The sequence below is a fragment of the Klebsiella sp. 1SOBk5mer genome (assembly GCF_046603115.1).
GTDB lineage: Bacteria > Pseudomonadota > Gammaproteobacteria > Enterobacterales > Enterobacteriaceae > Klebsiella > Klebsiella quasipneumoniae.
Genome location: NZ_JBKIUU010000007.1, coordinates 96,353 through 112,252, shown reverse-complemented (window position 1 = coordinate 112,252; position 15,900 = coordinate 96,353). Strand labels below are relative to the sequence as shown.

13 protein-coding genes are annotated in these 15,900 nt (G+C 57.9%); all 13 read left to right on the top strand.

Annotated elements, in window-relative coordinates; genetic code table 11:
• Positions 1–631 precede the first annotated feature (631 nt).
• The 13 genes from ACLH1U_RS16585 to nuoM all read left to right on the top strand — a co-directional run bounded on the left by ACLH1U_RS16585 (position 632) and on the right by nuoM (position 15,899).
• Positions 632–1,558: a LysR family transcriptional regulator gene (locus ACLH1U_RS16585; protein ID WP_032453594.1), complete on the top strand. Its 927-nt coding sequence runs from the start codon at positions 632–634 to the stop codon at positions 1,556–1,558.
• Between the two features lie 650 nt (positions 1,559–2,208).
• The gene (nuoA, locus tag ACLH1U_RS16580; RefSeq protein ID WP_002913181.1) at positions 2,209–2,655 is read left to right on the top strand and encodes an NADH-quinone oxidoreductase subunit NuoA; all 447 of its coding nucleotides are present in this window, start codon (positions 2,209–2,211) and stop codon (positions 2,653–2,655) included.
• Positions 2,656–2,670: 15 nt separating this feature from the next.
• Entirely contained in the window at positions 2,671–3,345 is a 675-nt protein-coding gene (nuoB, locus tag ACLH1U_RS16575; protein ID WP_002913178.1) for an NADH-quinone oxidoreductase subunit NuoB, read from the top strand.
• Positions 3,346–3,432: 87 nt separating this feature from the next.
• Positions 3,433–5,241 (top strand): NADH-quinone oxidoreductase subunit C/D, encoded by a 1,809-nt coding sequence (nuoC, locus tag ACLH1U_RS16570; RefSeq protein ID WP_004201746.1) that lies wholly within the window; start codon positions 3,433–3,435, stop codon positions 5,239–5,241.
• 2 nt (positions 5,242–5,243) lie between these two features.
• A complete protein-coding gene (gene nuoE, locus ACLH1U_RS16565) occupies positions 5,244–5,744 on the top strand; it encodes an NADH-quinone oxidoreductase subunit NuoE (protein ID WP_002913160.1) in 501 nt (166 codons plus the stop codon).
• On the top strand, positions 5,741–7,078 hold the full coding sequence (gene nuoF, locus ACLH1U_RS16560; protein ID WP_002913158.1) for an NADH-quinone oxidoreductase subunit NuoF: 1,338 nt from the start codon (positions 5,741–5,743) through the stop codon (positions 7,076–7,078). Before nuoE ends, nuoF begins: the two co-directional genes overlap by 4 nt.
• A gap of 33 nt (positions 7,079–7,111) precedes the next feature.
• Complete coding sequence (nuoG, locus tag ACLH1U_RS16555; protein ID WP_044524268.1) at positions 7,112–9,838, top strand: NADH-quinone oxidoreductase subunit NuoG; 2,727 nt, start codon at positions 7,112–7,114, stop codon at positions 9,836–9,838.
• Complete coding sequence (nuoH, locus tag ACLH1U_RS16550; protein ID WP_023290510.1) at positions 9,835–10,812, top strand: NADH-quinone oxidoreductase subunit NuoH; 978 nt, start codon at positions 9,835–9,837, stop codon at positions 10,810–10,812. The genes nuoG and nuoH overlap by 4 nt, the downstream gene beginning before the upstream one ends.
• Before the next feature lie 14 nt (positions 10,813–10,826).
• Positions 10,827–11,369 carry an NADH-quinone oxidoreductase subunit NuoI gene (nuoI, locus tag ACLH1U_RS16545; protein ID WP_002913152.1) on the top strand — a complete coding sequence of 181 codons (543 nt, stop codon included), beginning with the start codon at positions 10,827–10,829 and terminating at the stop codon, positions 11,367–11,369.
• A 10-nt stretch (positions 11,370–11,379) separates the two neighbouring features.
• Complete coding sequence (nuoJ, locus tag ACLH1U_RS16540) at positions 11,380–11,934, top strand: NADH-quinone oxidoreductase subunit J (RefSeq protein ID WP_004201743.1); 555 nt, start codon at positions 11,380–11,382, stop codon at positions 11,932–11,934.
• Entirely contained in the window at positions 11,931–12,233 is a 303-nt protein-coding gene (gene nuoK, locus ACLH1U_RS16535; protein ID WP_004865088.1) for an NADH-quinone oxidoreductase subunit NuoK, read from the top strand. The genes nuoJ and nuoK overlap by 4 nt, the downstream gene beginning before the upstream one ends.
• On the top strand, positions 12,230–14,071 hold the full coding sequence (gene nuoL / locus ACLH1U_RS16530; RefSeq protein WP_032453592.1) for an NADH-quinone oxidoreductase subunit L: 1,842 nt from the start codon (positions 12,230–12,232) through the stop codon (positions 14,069–14,071). Before nuoK ends, nuoL begins: the two co-directional genes overlap by 4 nt.
• Positions 14,072–14,369: 298 nt before the next feature.
• Positions 14,370–15,899: an NADH-quinone oxidoreductase subunit M gene (gene nuoM, locus ACLH1U_RS16525; RefSeq protein ID WP_048297929.1), complete on the top strand. Its 1,530-nt coding sequence runs from the start codon at positions 14,370–14,372 to the stop codon at positions 15,897–15,899.
• Position 15,900 lies beyond the last annotated feature (1 nt).

The window sequence follows — 15,900 nt, the reverse complement described above, 5'->3', positions numbered from 1 at the left end:
GTCGGGTAAACGGGGGGCTGAAGAATGGATGGCCGCAAAAAAACGCTATCCTTAATGTAATAGCGGTTGATTTGTAATCTTGATGTTAAGTAATTTTAATAAAAAACTGTGCGCAAGCGCATTATTATTATTTTTGACAGGTAATAATCTGAGGTTTGTTAATTTATATTAAATGTTGAAAAAAATTTAAAATTAACTCAGTTAATCCTTATTAAGGCTTATAAAAAGGATGGGAATCGGTTAGAATATCGCCGTTAATATCAGTGGTAGTCGGTATGATTTACGGCTGAATTGGTATTTAATATATTGTTATTACAGAATTTTATTGTTCGTTTTTCGCCAAAAAAGAAGTCCGGCGAAAGAGAGGCTTTCTCACCACCACTGTGCGATTTCCCGGGGCGATGTATGACGCCTTGCTGGCCGTGGTAATTAATAATAATGAGGAATACGAACAATATATTACTCCGGTGTTCTGCGCATTTGCTCAGATGAGTACTTTGGCATGTAATAACGTTCGTCCAGTTGTTCATCCGCCATCTGACGGTGAGCACAAGGCTCAGGGAATAGCCGGAAACCTGGCGTAAAGCATCAACAAGGCAGGTCAGCGTTAGCCACCTGTAAGTGAAGAAAGATGATTAACACAACACGTCCGATACTCAACCTCGATCTCGATCTGCTGCGCACCTTTGTAGCCGTCGCTGATTTGAACACCTTCGCCGCCGCCGCCGCTGCAGTGTGCCGTACCCAGTCCGCGGTCAGCCAGCAAATGCAACGCCTGGAGCAGCTGGTTGGCAAGGAGCTTTTCGCTCGTCACGGACGCAATAAACTGCTGACCGAGCAGGGCATTCAGCTGCTGGGCTATGCCCGCAAAATCCTGCGCTTTAACGATGAAGCCTGCATGTCTCTGATGTATGGCAGTCTGCAGGGGGGACTGACTATCGGCGCGTCGGAAGAAACCGCTGATACTATCCTGCCGTTTCTGTTAAACCGCATCGGCTGCTTCTATCCCAGAATGACGCTGGAGATTAAAGTCCATCCCCACGCCGTCATCATGGCGATGCTGAGCGGGGGAGAGGTCGATCTGGCATTAACCACCCATCAGCTTCCCGGTTTTACCGCTTTTACGCTGAGAACGTCGCCTACCCTCTGGTACTGTGCGGCGGACTACGTGCTGGCGAAAGGGGAGTCGATCCCCCTGATCCTGCTCGAAGAGCCTGGCCCGTTCCGTGAGGACATCATCGCCGCGCTGGAGGCTGCCCGCGTCTCCTGGCATCTGGCCCACGGCGCCTCGTCGCTCTCTGGGGTGAAAGCGGCAGTGAAAGCCGGGCTGGGGGTCACCGCGCGTCCGGTCGAAATGATGAGCCCGGATTTGCGCGTGGCCGGCATTAGTGATGGCCTGCCGGTCCTGCCGGATACCCGGTACGTCGTCAGCTGCAATCCGCAGACGGTGAGCGAACTACCGCAGGCGATTTTTCAGTCTCTGAGCCAGGAGAGCGATCCCTGGCGCGCGGGGCCGGCACTTACTCCGGAAGAGGGAGGAAGCACCTTCATTTTGTGAGGTTATTTTGCTAACAAAGATCACAAAAACTGGTAACAGAATGTAAGTGTCCAAAAAGAGCCTCAGGGGTGGGTTTCTCGTCTGGTGGCTCTTTTTTTTGCACTCTTATTGATGTTTTGAATCTTTTTTTTATTTCTTTGCAGAAAAATCAGCATATTGGCGTGACCGGACGCTCACCTTGCCGACTTTTTCCTGCACTTTCAACACTTCCTGCTAATGTTAAAAAACCGGATGGATTGTTGCCGATTTCCTGGGGTAATTAACAAAACCGTGTCGCAGATCAAGAAAATACCCCTCTTTGGGGGGAGGAATCGAGGCTAAATCCTGTCAAAATAGCAGGGATTTTTGATTTACGACGGAAACGGACACGATTCAACAACACTAAAACCGAACAGTATGCAAGGTTATTTCGCATAAAAGGGCATTTAATGTTAATGAAAAGATTCCAATGTAAATTAATGTTATGAAAACTTTTGTTAAAGTTGACAAAAGGTTAAAGAAAGGGGTAAAAAGCCACGGCATCTGGGCTTCTCACATCTTCCAGGGACGCTTTTTTGCACGGTTATTTTTTATTCCTCCCGTGAAACGCTGTGGCGTTCATCTGCCAGTAAGAGCAGAGGGTTTTGGCGCTACACTTTTTTGGTTAAGCAATGCGTATGTCAACATCCACTGAAGTCATCGCTCATCACTGGGCATTCGCTATATTTCTCATCATCGCTATCGGTCTGTGCTGCCTGATGCTCGTCGGCGGCTGGTACCTTGGCGGTCGCGCGCGCGCGCGTAGCAAAAACACGCCGTTTGAATCGGGGATCGACTCCGTTGGTTCGGCCCGCTTACGTCTTTCTGCGAAGTTTTATCTGGTTGCCATGTTCTTCGTGATCTTCGACGTGGAAGCCCTGTATCTCTACGCATGGTCGACCTCCATCCGCGAGAGCGGCTGGGTCGGCTTTGTGGAAGCCGCAATTTTCATTTTAGTGCTACTGGCTGGTCTGGTTTATCTCGTTCGCATCGGCGCACTGGACTGGACGCCTGCGCGTTCCCGTCGCACGCTGGTTAACCCGGAAACAGACAGTCCCACTAACCGTCATATGCAGTAAAAGCGAGGCAATAAGATGGATTATACGCTCACCCGCATAGATCCTAACGGTGAGAACGACCGTTACCCCCTGCAGAAACAGGAGATCGTTACCGACCCCCTGGAGCAGGAAGTCAACAAAAGCGTGTATATGGGGAAACTCGAACACGCGCTGCATGACATGGTGAACTGGGGCCGTAAGAACTCAATTTGGCCGTATAACTTCGGCCTTTCTTGCTGTTATGTGGAAATGGTGACGTCATTCACTGCGGTGCATGACGTTGCGCGCTTTGGGGCCGAAGTTCTGCGCGCCTCTCCGCGTCAGGCGGACCTGATGGTGGTCGCCGGAACCTGCTTCACCAAAATGGCGCCGGTTATTCAGCGTCTCTATGATCAGATGCTGGAGCCGAAGTGGGTGATCTCCATGGGCGCCTGCGCGAACTCCGGCGGCATGTACGACATCTATTCCGTCGTCCAGGGCGTGGATAAGTTTATTCCGGTCGATGTGTACATCCCGGGCTGCCCGCCGCGTCCGGAGGCCTATATGCAGGCGCTGATGCTGCTGCAGGAGTCCATTGGTAAAGAACGTCGTCCGCTCTCATGGGTGGTTGGCGATCAGGGCGTCTATCGCGCCAATATGCAGTCGGAACGCGAGCGTAAACGCGGCGAACGTATTGCAGTGACCAATCTGCGGACGCCGGACGAGATTTAATTTGCGCCTGCGGGCGGGAGAACCACTTCGCAAATCAATCTACAACAGCGCGAAGTCTCGCCCGGCAGTCACCACGGACCTTTTGCAATGGTGAACAATATGACCGATTTAACCGCGCATGACGCCGCACCAGCCTGGCAAACCCGCGATCACCTTGATGACCCGGTGATCGGCGAACTGCGCAACCGCTTTGGGCCGGATGCCTTTACCGTTCAGCCAACCCGTACCGGCGTACCGGTGGTATGGGTCAAGCGCGAGCAGCTGCTTGAGGTGGGTGATTTCCTGAAGAAATTGCCGAAGCCTTACGTGATGCTGTTTGACCTGCACGGCATGGACGAACGTCTGCGCACGCACCGCGATGGCCTGCCCGCCGCGGATTTTTCCGTTTTCTATCACTTGATTTCCATCGACCGCAACCGCGACATCATGCTCAAGGTGGCGCTGTCTGAAAACGATCTGCATCTGCCGACCTTCACCAAACTGTTCCCCAACGCCAACTGGTATGAGCGTGAAACCTGGGAAATGTTTGGTATTACCTTCGATGGCCACCCGAATCTGCGTCGCATCATGATGCCGCCGACCTGGGAAGGTCACCCGCTGCGTAAAGACTACCCGGCGCGCGCCACCGAATTCGATCCGTTTGAGCTGACCAAAGCCAAGCAGGATCTGGAGATGGAAGCGCTGACTTTCAAACCGGAAGAGTGGGGCATGAAGCGCGGCACCGACAACGAGGACTTCATGTTCCTCAACCTCGGTCCGAACCACCCCTCCGCGCACGGTGCGTTCCGCATTATTCTGCAGCTGGATGGCGAAGAGATCGTCGACTGCGTGCCGGACATCGGTTACCACCACCGCGGCGCCGAGAAGATGGGCGAGCGCCAGTCCTGGCACAGCTACATCCCGTACACCGACCGTATCGAATACCTTGGCGGTTGCGTCAACGAGATGCCGTACGTGCTGGCCGTGGAAAAACTGGCCGGGATCACCGTGCCGGATCGCGTCAACGTGATCCGCGTAATGCTCTCCGAACTGTTCCGCATCAACAGCCACCTGCTGTATATCTCTACCTTTATTCAGGACGTCGGCGCGATGACCCCGGTCTTCTTCGCCTTTACCGATCGGCAGAAAATCTACGATCTGGTGGAAGCGATCACCGGTTTCCGTATGCACCCGGCGTGGTTCCGCATCGGCGGCGTCGCGCACGATCTGCCGCGCGGCTGGGATCGTCTGCTGCGTGAGTTCCTCGAGTGGATGCCGAAGCGTCTGGACTCCTATGAAAAAGCCGCCCTGCGCAACACCATTCTGAAGGGCCGTTCCGTCGGCGTGGCAGCCTATACCGCTAAAGAGGCGCTGGAGTGGGGCACCACCGGCGCAGGCCTGCGCGCCACCGGTATCGGCTTCGACGTGCGTAAATGGCGTCCTTATTCTGGCTATGAAAACTTCGACTTCGAAGTCCCGACCGGGGGCGGCGTCTCTGACTGCTACACCCGCGTGATGCTGAAAGTCGAAGAGCTGCGCCAGAGCCTGCGCATTCTTCAGCAGTGCCTCGACAATATGCCGGAAGGGCCGTTCAAAGCGGATCACCCGCTGACCACGCCGCCGCCGAAAGAGCGCACGCTGCAGCATATCGAAACCCTGATCACCCACTTCCTGCAGGTATCGTGGGGCCCGGTCATGCCGGCCAACGAATCCTTCCAGATGATTGAGGCGACCAAGGGGATTAACAGTTACTACCTGACCAGCGACGGCAGCACCATGAGCTACCGTACCCGCGTCCGCACGCCGAGCTTTGCGCACCTGCAGCAGATCCCGTCGGCGATCCGCGGCAGCCTGGTATCCGACCTGATCGTCTATCTGGGTAGTATCGATTTTGTTATGTCAGACGTGGACCGCTAATTATGCACGAGAATCAACAACCACAAACCGAGGCTTTTGAGCTGAGTGCGGCAGAGCGTGAGGCTATTGAGCACGAGAAGCACCACTACGAAGACCCGCGTGCGGCGTCCATCGAAGCGCTGAAAATCGTTCAGAAACAGCGCGGCTGGGTGCCGGATGGCGCGATCTACGCCATTGCCGATGTGCTGGGCATCCCGGCCAGCGACGTCGAAGGCGTGGCGACGTTCTACAGCCAGATTTTCCGCCAGCCGGTTGGCCGTCACGTGATCCGCTACTGCGACAGCGTGGTGTGCCACATTACCGGCTATCAGGGGATTCAGGCCGCCATCGAGAAGAAGCTGAACATCAAGCCAGGGCAGACCACCTTTGATGGCCGCTTTACTCTGCTGCCGACCTGCTGCCTGGGCAACTGCGACAAGGGACCGACCATGATGATTGATGAGGACACTCACAGCCATCTGACGCCGGAGGCAATTCCTGACCTGCTGGAGCAGTACAAATGAAAACCGTAATTCGTACTGCGGAAACGCATCCGCTCACCTGGCGCCTGCGCGACGACAAGCAGCCGGTCTGGCTGGACGAGTATCGCAGCAAAAATGGCTATGAAGGGGCGCGAAAAGCGCTGACCGGCATGGCGCCGGACGAGATCGTCACGGCGGTAAAAGACGCTGGCCTGAAAGGGCGCGGCGGCGCGGGCTTCTCCACCGGTCTGAAGTGGAGCCTGATGCCGAAAGACGAGTCCATGAATATCCGTTACCTGCTGTGTAACGCCGATGAAATGGAGCCGGGCACCTATAAAGACCGCCTGCTGATGGAGCAGCTGCCGCACCTGCTGGTGGAAGGCATGCTGATCTCCGCGTTTGCGCTGAAGGCCTACCGCGGCTACATCTTCCTGCGCGGAGAGTATATCGAAGCGGCCCAGCATCTGCGCCGCGCGATTGCCGAAGCCACCGAGGCGGGCCTGCTGGGGAAAAACATCCTCGGCACCGGTTTTGACTTCGAGCTGTTTGTCCACACCGGGGCAGGGCGCTATATCTGCGGCGAAGAGACGGCGCTGATTAACTCCCTGGAAGGTCGCCGCGCTAACCCGCGCTCCAAGCCGCCGTTCCCGGCGAGCTCCGGCGTGTGGGGTAAGCCGACCTGCGTCAACAACGTGGAAACCCTGTGCAACGTGCCGGCGATTTTGGCCAACGGCGTTGAGTGGTACCAGAACATCTCCACCAGTAAAGATGCCGGCACCAAGCTGATGGGCTTCTCCGGCCGCGTGAAGAACCCGGGCGTCTGGGAGCTGCCGTTCGGCACCACTGCCCGCGAGATCCTGGAAGATTACGCCGGTGGCATGCGCGATGGCCTGAAGTTTAAAGCCTGGCAGCCGGGTGGGGCAGGGACCGACTTCCTCACCGAAGCGCACCTCGATCTGCCGATGGAGTTCGAAAGCATTGGTAAAGCGGGCAGCCGTCTGGGCACCTCGCTGGCGATGGCCGTTGACCACGAGATCAACATGGTCTCGCTGGTGCGCAACCTCGAAGAGTTCTTCGCCCGCGAGTCCTGCGGCTGGTGTACGCCGTGCCGCGATGGGCTGCCGTGGAGCGTGAAGATCCTGCGCGCCCTGGAGCGCGGCGAAGGCCAGCCTGGCGATATCGAAACCCTTGAGCAACTGTGTCGATTCCTGGGCCCGGGTAAAACCTTCTGCGCGCACGCGCCGGGCGCGGTTGAGCCGCTGCAGAGCGCGATTAAATATTTCCGCGAAGAATTCGAGGCTGGCATTAAGCAGCAGTTCAGCAATACCCATGCAATCAACGGGATTCAGCCGAACCTGCTTAAGACGCGCTGGTAATCTAAAGGTTTTTTTATTTTTGGAAGCACGCTAATGGCTACGATTCATGTAGACGGCAAAGAATACGAGGTCAACGGAGCGGACAACCTGCTGGAGGCTTGTCTCTCTCTTGGGCTTGATATTCCCTACTTTTGCTGGCACCCGGCGCTAGGGAGCGTCGGTGCTTGCCGCCAGTGTGCGGTGAAGCAATATCAGAACGCGGAAGACACGCGTGGTCGCCTGGTGATGTCCTGTATGACTCCGGCATCCGACGGCACCTTTATTTCTATCGACGATGGCGAAGCGAAGCAGTTCCGCGAAAGCGTGGTGGAGTGGCTGATGACCAACCACCCGCACGACTGCCCGGTCTGCGAAGAGGGCGGCAACTGCCACCTGCAGGATATGACGGTGATGACCGGCCATAGCTTCCGCCGCTATCGTTTTACCAAGCGTACCCACCGCAATCAGGATCTGGGGCCGTTTATTTCTCACGAAATGAACCGCTGCATCGCCTGCTACCGCTGCGTGCGCTACTACAAAGATTATGCCGACGGCACCGATCTGGGCGTCTATGGCGCCCACGACAACGTCTACTTCGGCCGCCCGGAAGATGGCACCCTGGAGAGTGAATTCTCCGGCAACCTGGTGGAAGTCTGCCCGACCGGCGTCTTCACCGATAAAACCCACTCCGAGCGCTATAACCGTAAATGGGACATGCAGTTTGCGCCGAGCATCTGCCAGCAGTGTTCCATCGGCTGTAACATCAGTCCGGGCGAACGCTATGGCGAACTGCGTCGTATCGAAAACCGTTATAACGGGACCGTTAACCGCTACTTCCTCTGCGACCGCGGTCGTTTCGGCTATGGCTACGTGAACCTGAAAGACCGTCCGCGTCAGCCGGTTCAGCGCCGCGGCGACGATCTGATTACCCTCAACGCCGAGCAGGCGATGCAGGGCGCGGCGGATATTCTGCGCCAGTCGAAGAAAGTGATCGGCATCGGCTCCCCGCGCGCCAGCATTGAAAGCAACTTCGCGCTGCGCGAACTGGTGGGCGCCGACAACTTCTACACCGGCATCGCCAAAGGCGAACAAGCGCGCCTGCAGATGATGCTGAAAGTGCTGCGCGAAGGTGGGATCCACACCCCAAGCCTGCGCGATATCGAATCCTACGACGCGGTACTGGTGCTGGGCGAAGACATTACCCAGACCGGCGCGCGCGTCGCGCTGGCGGTGCGTCAGGCGGTGAAAGGGAAAGCACGCGAAATGGCGGCGGCGCAGAAAGTGGCCGACTGGCAGATCGCCGCGATCCTCAACATCGGCCAGCGCGCCAAACACCCGCTATTCGTCACCAACATCGATGACACCCGCCTGGATGACATCGCCGCGTGGACCTACCGCGCGCCGGTGGAAGATCAGGCGCGTCTCGGCTTCGCCATCGCCCATGCGCTGGACGACAGCGCGCCGGCGGTTGACGGCCTGAGCCGCGAACTGCAGGGTAAAGTCGATGTCATCGTCCAGGCGCTGGCCGGGGCGAAAAAACCACTGATTATTTCCGGAACCAACGCCGGCAGCATGGAGATCATCCAGGCCGCCGCTAACGTGGCGAAAGCCCTGAAAGGCCGCGGCGCCGACGTCGGCGTGACGATGGTTGCCCGCGCGGTGAACAGCGTCGGTCTGGGTATGATCGGCGGCGGCTCGCTTGAAGAGGCGCTGGACGAACTGGAAAGCGGCGCCGCAGACGCGGTTATCGTGCTGGAAAACGACCTTCACCGTCATGCTTCCGCCGCCCGCGTCGACGCAGCGCTCTCCAAAGCGCCGCTGGTGATGGTGGTTGACCATCAGCGCACGGCGATTATGGACAAAGCGCACCTGGTGCTCTCCGCGGCAAGCTTTGCGGAAAGCGACGGTACCGTGGTCAACAACGAAGGCCGCGCTCAGCGCTTCTTCCAGGTCTACGACCCGGCCTACTACGACGCGAAAACCGTCATGCTGGAAAGCTGGCGCTGGCTGCATTCCCTGCACAGCACCGTTAACAACCGTCAGGTTGACTGGACGCAGCTGGACCACGTCATCGATGCCGCGATTGCCGCCCTGCCGCAGCTGGCGGGCATTAAAGACGCCGCGCCGGATGCGACCTTCCGCATTCGCGGGCAGAAGCTGGCGCGTGAACCGCACCGCTACAGCGGCCGCACAGCGATGCGCGCCAACATCAGCGTCCACGAACCGCGTCAGCCGCAGGATAAAGACACCATGTTCGCCTTCTCCATGGAAGGGAACAACCAGCCGTCCGCCCCGCGTTCGCAGATCCCGTTCGCCTGGGCGCCGGGCTGGAACTCCCCGCAGGCATGGAACAAGTTCCAGGATGAAGTGGGCGGGAAACTGCGCCACGGCGATCCGGGCGTCCGTCTGTTTGAAGCGTCCGCCAGCGGGCTGGAATACTTCACGGCGGTGCCGGCCAGCTTCCAGGCGGAAGACGGGAAATGGCGTATCGCGCCGTACTACCACCTGTTTGGCAGCGATGAGCTGTCACAGCGCGCGCCGGTGTTCCAGAGCCGGATGCCTGAGCCGTACATCAAGCTGAACCCGGCGGATGCCGCGAAGCTTGGCGTCAACGCCGGGGCGATGCTCTCCTTTAGCGTGGAAGGCCAGACCCTGCGTCTGCCGCTGGTTATCTCTGAAGGTCTGACCGCAGGACAGGTTGGCTTACCGATGGGCATGCCGGGCATTGCGCCGGTACTGACCGGATCGCGTATTGATTCACTGCAGGAGGCGAAAGCATGAGCTGGTTAACGCCGGATCTAATCGACATTCTGTTAAGCATCCTGAAGGCCGTGGTCATTCTGCTGGTGGTGGTCACCTGCGGCGCGTTCATGAGCTTCGGCGAGCGTCGTCTGCTCGGTCTGTTCCAGAACCGCTACGGGCCAAACCGGGTAGGCTGGGGCGGTTCGCTGCAGCTGGTCGCCGACATGATCAAAATGTTCTTTAAAGAGGACTGGGTTCCGCGCTTCTCGGATCGCGTGATCTTTACTCTGGCGCCGGTGATCGCCTTTACTTCGCTGCTGCTGGCCTTCGCCATCGTGCCGGTCAGCCCGACGTGGGTGGTGGCCGATCTGAACATCGGGATCCTGTTCTTCCTGATGATGGCAGGCCTGGCGGTATACGCGGTGCTGTTCGCCGGTTGGTCGAGCAACAACAAATACTCCCTGCTGGGGGCGATGCGTGCTTCCGCGCAGACCCTGAGCTACGAAGTGTTCCTCGGCCTCTCCCTGATGGGCGTGGTGGCGCAGGCGGGGTCATTCAACATGACCGATATCGTCAACAACCAGGCGCATCTGTGGAATGTCATCCCGCAGTTCTTCGGCTTCGTGACGTTCGCCATCGCCGGCGTGGCGGTGTGTCACCGTCACCCGTTCGACCAGCCGGAAGCGGAGCAGGAGCTGGCCGATGGTTACCACATTGAATATTCCGGCATGAAGTTCGGTCTGTTCTTCGTCGGTGAATACATCGGTATCGTCACCGTTTCAGCGCTGATCGTCACGCTGTTCTTCGGCGGCTGGAATGGCCCGTGGTTACCTCCTTTCATCTGGTTCGCGCTGAAAACCGCGTTCTTCATGATGATGTTCATTTTGATCCGCGCATCATTACCGCGTCCGCGCTATGACCAGGTAATGTCCTTTGGCTGGAAGGTATGCCTGCCGTTAACGCTGGTCAACTTGTTGGTAACGGCGGCTGTCATTCTCTGGCAGGCGCAATAAGGGGTGAATTGAACATGACCTTAAAAGAATTATTGGTGGGGTTCGGCACCCAGGTCCGCAGTATCTGGATGATTGGCCTGCATGCCTTCGCCAAACGTGAAACCCGGATGTACCCGGAAGAGCCGGTCTATCTGCCGCCGCGCTATCGCGGTCGCATCGTGCTGACGCGCGATCCGGACGGTGCAGAGCGCTGCGTCGCCTGTAACCTGTGTGCGGTAGCCTGCCCGGTGGGCTGTATTTCGCTGCAGAAAGCAGAGACGGTAGACGGCCGCTGGTACCCTGAGTTCTTCCGCATCAACTTCTCACGCTGCATTTTCTGCGGTCTGTGCGAAGAAGCGTGCCCGACCACGGCGATCCAGTTGACCCCGGACTTTGAGCTGGGTGAATACAAGCGTCAGGATCTGGTGTACGAAAAAGAGGATCTGCTGATTTCCGGTCCGGGCAAATACCCGGAATATAACTTCTACCGGATGGCGGGTATGGCAATCGACGGCAAAGATAAGGGCGAAGCGGAAAACGAAGCTAAGCCGATCGACGTCAAGAGCCTGTTACCGTAAGGAGAGGGCAATGGAATTCGCTTTTTATATCTGTGGCCTGATCGCCATCCTCGCAACCTTGCGGGTCGTCACCCACACCAATCCGGTGCATGCGCTGCTGTACCTGATCATTTCGCTGTTAGCGATTGCCGGGGTGTTCTTCTCGCTGGGCGCTTACTTCGCCGGGGCGCTGGAGATTATCGTCTACGCCGGGGCCATTATGGTGCTGTTCGTCTTCGTGGTGATGATGCTCAACCTGGGCGGCAGCGAAATCGAACAGGAACGCAAATGGCTGCAGCCGGGGATCTGGATTGGCCCGGCCATCCTCTCCGCGGTGCTGCTGGTGGTTATCGTTTACGCCATCCTGGGGATTAACGACCAGGGTATCGACGGCGCGGCGATCAACGCCAAAGAAGTGGGTATTGCGCTGTTTGGGCCGTACGTCCTGGCGGTGGAGCTGGCCTCCATGCTGCTGCTGGCGGGCCTGGTGGTCGCCTTCCATATCGGCCGCGAAGAGCGCGCCGGCGAGGTGCTGAGCAACCGCGTGAACGACAGCGACAAAAGAAAAACGGAGGAACACGCATGATCCCCTTAACACATGGACTGATCCTCGCGGCCATCCTGTTTGTGCTTGGTCTGACGGGGCTGGTGATCCGCCGCAATCTGCTGTTTATGTTGATCAGCCTGGAAATCATGATTAACGCCGCCGCGCTGGCCTTTGTGGTGGCGGGCAGCTACTGGGGCCAGACTGATGGTCAGATTATGTATATCCTCGCTATCAGCCTCGCGGCTGCGGAAGCGAGTATCGGTCTGGCGCTGCTGCTGCAGCTCCATCGTCGCCGCCAGAACCTGAACATCGATTCAGTAAGTGAGTTGCGTGGATGAACATGCTTGCCTTAACCATTCTTTTGCCATTGATTGGCTTTGTGCTGCTGGCCTTTTCCCGCGGGCGCTGGTCGGAAAACCTTTCCGCCACCGTTGGCATGGGCTCGGTAGGCCTGGCGGCGCTGGTCACCGCCTACGTCGGCGTTGACTTTTTCGCTAACGGCAAACAGGCGGTCAGCGTGCCGCTGTGGACCTGGATGTCGGTTGGGGATTTCAACATCGGCTTCAACCTGGTGCTGGACGGCCTGTCGCTGACCATGCTCTCCGTGGTGACCGGCGTCGGCTTCCTGATCCATATGTTCGCCTCCTGGTATATGCGCGGTGAAGAGGGCTATTCCCGCTTCTTCGCCTACACCAACCTGTTTATCGCCAGCATGGTGGTTCTGGTACTGGCCGATAACCTGCTGCTGATGTACCTGGGTTGGGAAGGGGTGGGTCTCTGCTCTTACCTGCTGATCGGTTTCTACTACACCGATCCGAAGAACGGCGCCGCAGCGATGAAAGCGTTTGTGGTGACCCGCGTCGGCGACGTGTTCCTCGCCTTCGCGCTGTTCATTCTTTATAACGAACTGGGTACCCTCAACTTCCGCGAAATGGTTGAGCTGGCGCCGCAGCACTTCGCTAACGGCAGCACCACGCTGCAGTGGGCGACGCTGATGCTGCTCGGCGGCGCGGTCGGTAAATCCGCCCAGCTGCCGCTGCAAACGTGGCTTGCCGATGCGATGGCGGGTCCGACGCCAGTCTCCGCGCTGATCCACGCCGCCACCATGGTTACCGCGGGCGTCTACCTGATCGCCCGTACCCACGGTCTGTTCCTGATGACGCCGGAAGTGCTGCATCTGGTCGGGATCGTCGGGGCGGTTACCCTGGTGCTGGCGGGCTTCGCCGCGCTGGTGCAGACCGACATCAAACGCGTTCTCGCTTACTCCACCATGAGCCAGATTGGCTACATGTTCCTCGCGCTGGGCGTGCAGGCATGGGATGCGGCGATTTTCCATCTGATGACCCACGCGTTCTTTAAAGCGCTGCTGTTCCTGTCGTCGGGTTCGGTGATTCTCGCCTGCCATCACGAACAGAACATCTTCAAGATGGGCGGCCTGCGCAAATCTATTCCGCTGGTGTACGTCTGCTTCCTGGTGGGGGGCGCGGCGCTGTCCGCTCTGCCGCTCATTACCGCAGGCTTCTTCAGTAAGGATGAGATTCTGGCGGGGGCGATGGCCAACGGCCATATCAACCTGATGGTGGCGGGCCTGGTCGGCGCCTTTATGACCTCGCTTTACACCTTCCGCATGATTTTCATCGTGTTCCACGGTAAAGAGCAAATTCACGCGCACGCAGGGAAGGGGATCACCCATCATCTGCCGCTGATTGTGCTGCTGGTGCTGTCCACCTTCGTTGGCGCGCTGATCGTGCCGCCGCTGGAAGGCGTCCTGCCGCAGACCACTGAACTGGCGCACGGCAACGTGATGACGCTGGAGATTGCCTCCGGGATCATCGCCATTGCCGGCATCCTGATCGCCGCATGGCTGTGGCTGGGCAAACGCACCCTGGTGACCTCTATCGCCAACAGCGCGCCTGGCCGCTTCTTCGGTACCTGGTGGTTCCATGCCTGGGGCTTCGACTGGTTATACGACAAAGTCTTCGTTAAGCCATTCCTCGGCATTGCCTGGCTGCTGAAGAGCGATCCGCTGAACGCATTGATGAACATCCCGGCGATCCTCTCCCGCTTCGCAGGTAAAGGCCTGCTGGTGAGCGAGAACGGCTATCTGCGCTGGTATGTGGCGTCAATGAGCATCGGCGCGGTGGTGGTGCTGGCGCTGCTGATGGTATTGCGTTGAGTTTGAGAACCATTGTGTTGCCCGGCGGCGCGCTGCTTGCCGGGCCTACGGGACCGTAGGTCGGGTAAGCGTTAGCGCCACCCGACAAAACAAGCCTCAAACCGAAGTGAATTTTCTGTGAGAATTCGTTGAAAATCAGGTCGTAAAGGACAGGCATTATCGACGAAGTCAACGTGGACGCCGCCTGCGCGGAGCAACCGGAGCGTATTAAAGTACGTGAGGATTGTGAGCGCAGCCGGAGTTCGCTATGACGAGTAAGATAGCCTGAACCGGACTTAAATAAGGAATAAAAATCACCATGTTATTGCCTTGGTTGATATTAATCCCCTTTATCGGCGGCTTCCTGTGCTGGCAGACCGAACGCTTTGGCGTGAAAGTGCCGCGCTGGATCGCGCTGATTACTATGGGACTGACGCTGGCGCTTGGCCTGCAGCTGTGGATGCAGGGCGGCTATTCTCTGACGCAATCCGCGGGTATTCCGCAGTGGCAGTCTGAGTTCGTGCTGCCGTGGATCCCACGCTTCGGCATTAGCATTCATCTGGCGATCGACGGCCTGTCGCTGCTGATGGTGGTGCTGACCGGCCTGCTCGGCGTGCTGGCGGTGCTCTGTTCCTGGCGCGAAATCGAAAAATACCAGGGATTCTTCCACCTCAACCTGATGTGGATCCTGGGTGGCGTCATCGGCGTGTTCCTCGCCATCGACATGTTCCTGTTCTTCTTCTTCTGGGAAATGATGTTGGTGCCGATGTACTTCCTGATCGCGCTGTGGGGCCACAAAGCCTCTGACGGTAAAACGCGTATCACGGCGGCCACCAAGTTCTTCATCTACACCCAGGCGAGCGGCCTGGTGATGCTGATCGCCATTCTGGCGCTGGCATTCGTCCACTTCAACGCCACCGGCGTGTGGACTTTCAACTATGAAGAGCTGTTGAAAACCCCGATGTCCCACGGCGTGGAATACCTGCTGATGCTCGGCTTCTTCATCGCCTTCGCGGTGAAAATGCCGGTGGTGCCGCTGCACGGCTGGCTGCCGGACGCCCACTCCCAGGCGCCGACCGCCGGTTCCGTCGACCTCGCGGGGATCCTGCTGAAAACCGCGGCCTACGGTCTGCTGCGCTTTGCGCTGCCGCTGTTCCCGAACGCCTCCGCCGAGTTTGCGCCCATCGCGATGTGGCTGGGCGTGATCGGGATCTTCTACGGCGCGTGGATGGCCTTTGCGCAGACGGATATCAAACGTCTTATCGCCTACACCTCCGTGTCCCACATGGGCTTCGTGCTGATTGCTATCTACACCGGCAGCCAGCTGGCGTATCAGGGGGCGGTGATCCAGATGATTGCTCACGGTCTCTCCGCGGCGGGTCTGTTTATTCTCTGCGGCCAGCTGTACGAACGTCTGCATACCCGTGACATGCGTCAGATGGGCGGTCTGTGGAGCAAAATCAAATGGCTGCCGGCGATGTCGATGTTCTTCGCCGTCGCCACCCTGGGGATGCCGGGTACGGGTAACTTCGTCGGCGAATTTATGATCCTGTTCGGCAGCTATAAAGTGGTGCCGGTGATCACCGTGATCTCGACCTTTGGTCTGGTATTCGCGTCCGTTTACTCGCTGTCGATGCTGCATCGCGCTTATTTCGGTAAAGCGAAAAGCGAAATCGCGGCGAAAGCGCTGCCGGGGATGTCCCTGCGTGAACTGTCTATCATCCTGCTGCTGGTGGTGCTGCTGGTGCTGTTGGGCTTCTTCCCGCAGCCGATCCTCGACACCTCGCATGCTGCGATGAGCAACATTCAGCAGTGGTTTGTTAATTCTGTTTCTACTACAAGGCCGTAAT

What these genes read in the sequence shown, in the direction of transcription:
- ACLH1U_RS16585 (WP_032453594.1), top strand. Translation starts at nt 632, where the DNA reads ATGATTAACACAACACGTCCGATACTCAACCTCGATCTCGATCTGCTG.
- nuoA (WP_002913181.1), top strand. Translation starts at nt 2,209, where the DNA reads ATGCGTATGTCAACATCCACTGAAGTCATCGCTCATCACTGGGCATTC.
- nuoB (WP_002913178.1), top strand. Translation starts at nt 2,671, where the DNA reads ATGGATTATACGCTCACCCGCATAGATCCTAACGGTGAGAACGACCGT.
- nuoC (WP_004201746.1), top strand. Translation starts at nt 3,433, where the DNA reads ATGGTGAACAATATGACCGATTTAACCGCGCATGACGCCGCACCAGCC.
- nuoE (WP_002913160.1), top strand. Translation starts at nt 5,244, where the DNA reads ATGCACGAGAATCAACAACCACAAACCGAGGCTTTTGAGCTGAGTGCG.
- nuoF (WP_002913158.1), top strand. Translation starts at nt 5,741, where the DNA reads ATGAAAACCGTAATTCGTACTGCGGAAACGCATCCGCTCACCTGGCGC.
- nuoG (WP_044524268.1), top strand. Translation starts at nt 7,112, where the DNA reads ATGGCTACGATTCATGTAGACGGCAAAGAATACGAGGTCAACGGAGCG.
- nuoH (WP_023290510.1), top strand. Translation starts at nt 9,835, where the DNA reads ATGAGCTGGTTAACGCCGGATCTAATCGACATTCTGTTAAGCATCCTG.
- nuoI (WP_002913152.1), top strand. Translation starts at nt 10,827, where the DNA reads ATGACCTTAAAAGAATTATTGGTGGGGTTCGGCACCCAGGTCCGCAGT.
- nuoJ (WP_004201743.1), top strand. Translation starts at nt 11,380, where the DNA reads ATGGAATTCGCTTTTTATATCTGTGGCCTGATCGCCATCCTCGCAACC.
- nuoK (WP_004865088.1), top strand. Translation starts at nt 11,931, where the DNA reads ATGATCCCCTTAACACATGGACTGATCCTCGCGGCCATCCTGTTTGTG.
- nuoL (WP_032453592.1), top strand. Translation starts at nt 12,230, where the DNA reads ATGAACATGCTTGCCTTAACCATTCTTTTGCCATTGATTGGCTTTGTG.
- nuoM (WP_048297929.1), top strand. Translation starts at nt 14,370, where the DNA reads ATGTTATTGCCTTGGTTGATATTAATCCCCTTTATCGGCGGCTTCCTG.